The 2,837-nt window shown below is 65.3% G+C and carries 3 protein-coding genes; 2 read left to right on the forward strand and 1 reads right to left on the reverse strand.

All coding sequences use genetic code 11. The annotated features are described in order from the left end of the window. Positions 1 to 203: 203 nt before the first annotated feature. Positions 204 to 1,286 carry a branched-chain amino acid aminotransferase gene (locus A5906_RS08555; protein ID WP_080134766.1) on the reverse strand — a complete coding sequence of 361 codons (1,083 nt, stop codon included), beginning with the start codon at positions 1,284 to 1,286 and terminating at the stop codon, positions 204 to 206. Positions 1,287 to 1,626: 340 nt separating this feature from the next. Here A5906_RS08555 and A5906_RS08560 point away from each other — a divergent pair, with 340 nt between their 5' ends. Continuing rightward, on the forward strand, positions 1,627 to 2,169 hold the full coding sequence (locus A5906_RS08560; RefSeq protein ID WP_080134767.1) for a MarR family winged helix-turn-helix transcriptional regulator: 543 nt from the start codon (positions 1,627 to 1,629) through the stop codon (positions 2,167 to 2,169). Next, positions 2,166 to 2,837 (forward strand): response regulator transcription factor (locus A5906_RS08565; protein ID WP_245326643.1); only part of this gene is annotated, 672 nt, incomplete at its 3' end. The genes A5906_RS08560 and A5906_RS08565, both read left to right, overlap by 4 nt.

Below are 2,837 nucleotides of genomic sequence, written 5' to 3' on the forward strand. Positions count from 1 at the left end.
ATATAGCCCATTTGACTGGCTGGGGGAGAGGCATGATCGTCTGAGAGCCTTGATGTCCCGGCCTTTGTCACACAGTTGCGCCGGCGCCTTCAACAACTAAAGGTTAGCGCCATCCGGGCAGGAGCGCACCGCCTTAGCAGGCAGATGCGCCGCCGATCCTTATCGCGGGCTCGGCCCCGGCGCTCCGTCCGGGACACGAGGAATCAAAACACCTTGCGGATCCAGTTGTGCGGATCGTTGGTGCGGCCGTACTGGATGTCGACGAGCTGCTTGCGCAGGCCCATGGCGACGGGGCCGGCGGCGCCGCCGGAGATCTCGAAATCGCCGCTCACCGAGCGCACCTTGCCGATCGGCGAGATCACGGCGGCGGTGCCGCAGGCAAACGCTTCCTTGAGTCGGCCCGAAGCCGCATCCTTGCGCCACTGGTCGAGGGAGTACGGCTCCTCGCGCACGGTCTTGCCCGCATCCTTCGCGAGCGCGATGATGGAATCGCGGGTGATGCCGGGCAGGATCGTGCCGAGCGGCGGCGTCGAGAGCGAGCCGTCGTCGAACACGAAGAAGATGTTCATGCCGCCGAGCTCCTCGATATAGCGGCGCTCGACCGCGTCGAGGAAGACGACCTGATCGCAGCCGTGCTGGATCGCCTCGGCCTGCGCGCGCAGGCTCGCGGCATAATTGCCGCCGCATTTGACCGCACCGGTGCCGCCGATCGCGGCGCGCGTGTAGTTCTCGGAGACCCAGATCGACACCGGCGCGGGCCCGCCCTTGAAGTAGGAGCCAACCGGTGAAGCAATCACCGCAAAGATGTATTCGGACGACGGCTTGACGCCGAGGAAGGTCTCGCTCGCGATCATGAAGGGGCGCAAATAGAGGCTGCCCTCACCGCCCGGCATCCAGGCGCGGTCGATGCGCACGACCTGCTCGACCGCCTCGATGAAGACGTCCTCGGGCAACTGCGCCATGGCCATGCGGTCGGCGGAATCCCTGAACCGCCGCGCATTGGCGTCGGGACGGAACAGGTTCACGCCCCCGTCGTCGCGCTTGTAGGCCTTGAGGCCCTCGAAGATTTCCTGGGCATAGTGCAGGACGGCGCCGGCGGGATCGAGCTGGAAGTTGGCGCGCGCCTCGATGCGGGCCTCATACCAGCCGCCCTTGGCATGGTTGTAGCGGACGACCGCCATGTGGTCGGTGAAGACCCGCCCGAAGCCGGGGTCCACCAGCTTGGCGATACGGTCCTTTTCGGACGTCGGATTGGATGCGGGCTGGATGTCGAATTTCATGCTCATGTCCTTGCCTCCCGCTGCCGGTAGCGGCGCTGTTTCTCGCGCCCGCCTGCCCGTTCCGGGCCCAGCTGGCTTGATTGGGTTTCTGGCCGGACCGCCGCCAGCCTTGTTACGGCCGGTTTCCGTGGCCAGCATGTCGCCGAGGACATGCTTTTGCGGAAGACGGAAGTCCAGTATGTTTTGCCGAAATGCCGCTCGACAATCGCACGGTAGATCTGATCCGGCCGTCGCCGCCTGTCCGGCTCTCTTTGGCCGCCCCTGCTTCGACGCCACCCGCTGTGAAACGATCTAAAATTTCGTGCGGGTTGATCGTTTTGTAACATTGAACCCAAGATACGTCAATATGCCTGACATAAATTTCGTGACTCCCTCTCAAGACGCAGCCGCGCCCCGTCCGGCCGCAGGCGATGGAGGCAATTTGCGCTGGGATATCATCGAGCTGCTGTTCTTCGCCTATCGCGATTTCGTCGGCGATCCCGACCAGGAGCTGGAGGCGTTCGGCTTCGGCCGGGCCCATCACCGCGTCATGCATTTCGTCTACCGCTATCCCGGGCTGAAGGTCGCCGACCTGCTCGACGTCCTGCGCATCACAAAGCAGTCGCTCGGCCGGGTGCTCAAGCAGCTCCTGGACGAGGGCTATATCGTGCAGAAGACCGGCGACAATGACCGCCGCCAGCGCCTGCTCTACGCGACGCCGAAGGGCGAGGCGCTGGTGCAGAAGCTCGCCGGGCTCCAGACCACGCGGATCACCAAGGCGCTCGCCGAGATGGCGCCGCAGGACGCCGAGACCGTCAAGCGCTTCCTGCGCGCGATGATCGACCGCGACGATCCGGACAAGGTGCTCGAGACGATCTTCGCCTCCGTCAATCAAGACGCAAAGGAGTGAACGTGCCGCTCGCTGCCACGCTCGCGCGTCCGCCGGTGCAACCGGCCGACGATGCCCCGCATCTGCTGCTGGTCGACGACGACCGCCGCATCCGCGACCTGCTCTCGCGCTTTCTCGCCAGCGAAGGCTATCGCGTCACCACCGCGGCAAGCGCAGGCGATGCGCGCTCGAAGCTGCTGGGCCTGCATTTCGACCTCTTGATCCTCGACGTGATGATGCCGGGCGAGACCGGCTTCGACCTCGCCCGCTTCATCCGCACATCCTCCTCGGTACCGATCGTGATGCTGACGGCCCGGCATGAGGCGGAGGCCCGCATCGAGGGACTGCAGATCGGCGCGGACGATTACGTGGCAAAACCGTTCGAGCCGCGTGAGCTGGCGCTGCGCATCAACAACATCCTCAAGCGCGCCGCGCCGCCGCCGCATGCCACGACGGTCGAGAAGATCGCGTTCGGTCCCTATGTCTACCATCTCGATCGCGGCGAGCTGCGCCAGGGCGAGGAAGTCATCCACCTCACCGATCGCGAGCGCGAGATGCTGCGCATCCTGTCGGAGACGCCGGGCGAGACCGTGCCGCGCAGCGCGCTGACCGGCAATGGCAGCGTCAACGAGCGCGCCGTGGACGTGCAGATCAATCGCCTCCGGCGCAAGATCGAGACCGATCCCGCC

Source organism: Bradyrhizobium sacchari, assembly GCF_002068095.1.
GTDB classification, from domain to species: Bacteria; Pseudomonadota; Alphaproteobacteria; order Rhizobiales; family Xanthobacteraceae; genus Bradyrhizobium; species Bradyrhizobium sacchari.

Bases quoted from the DNA above. Each gene is read 5' to 3' on its own strand.
- A5906_RS08555 (WP_080134766.1), bottom strand. From the start codon at position 1,286: ATGAGCATGAAATTCGACATCCAGCCCGCATCCAATCCGACGTCCGAA.
- A5906_RS08560 (WP_080134767.1), top strand. From the start codon at position 1,627: ATGCCTGACATAAATTTCGTGACTCCCTCTCAAGACGCAGCCGCGCCC.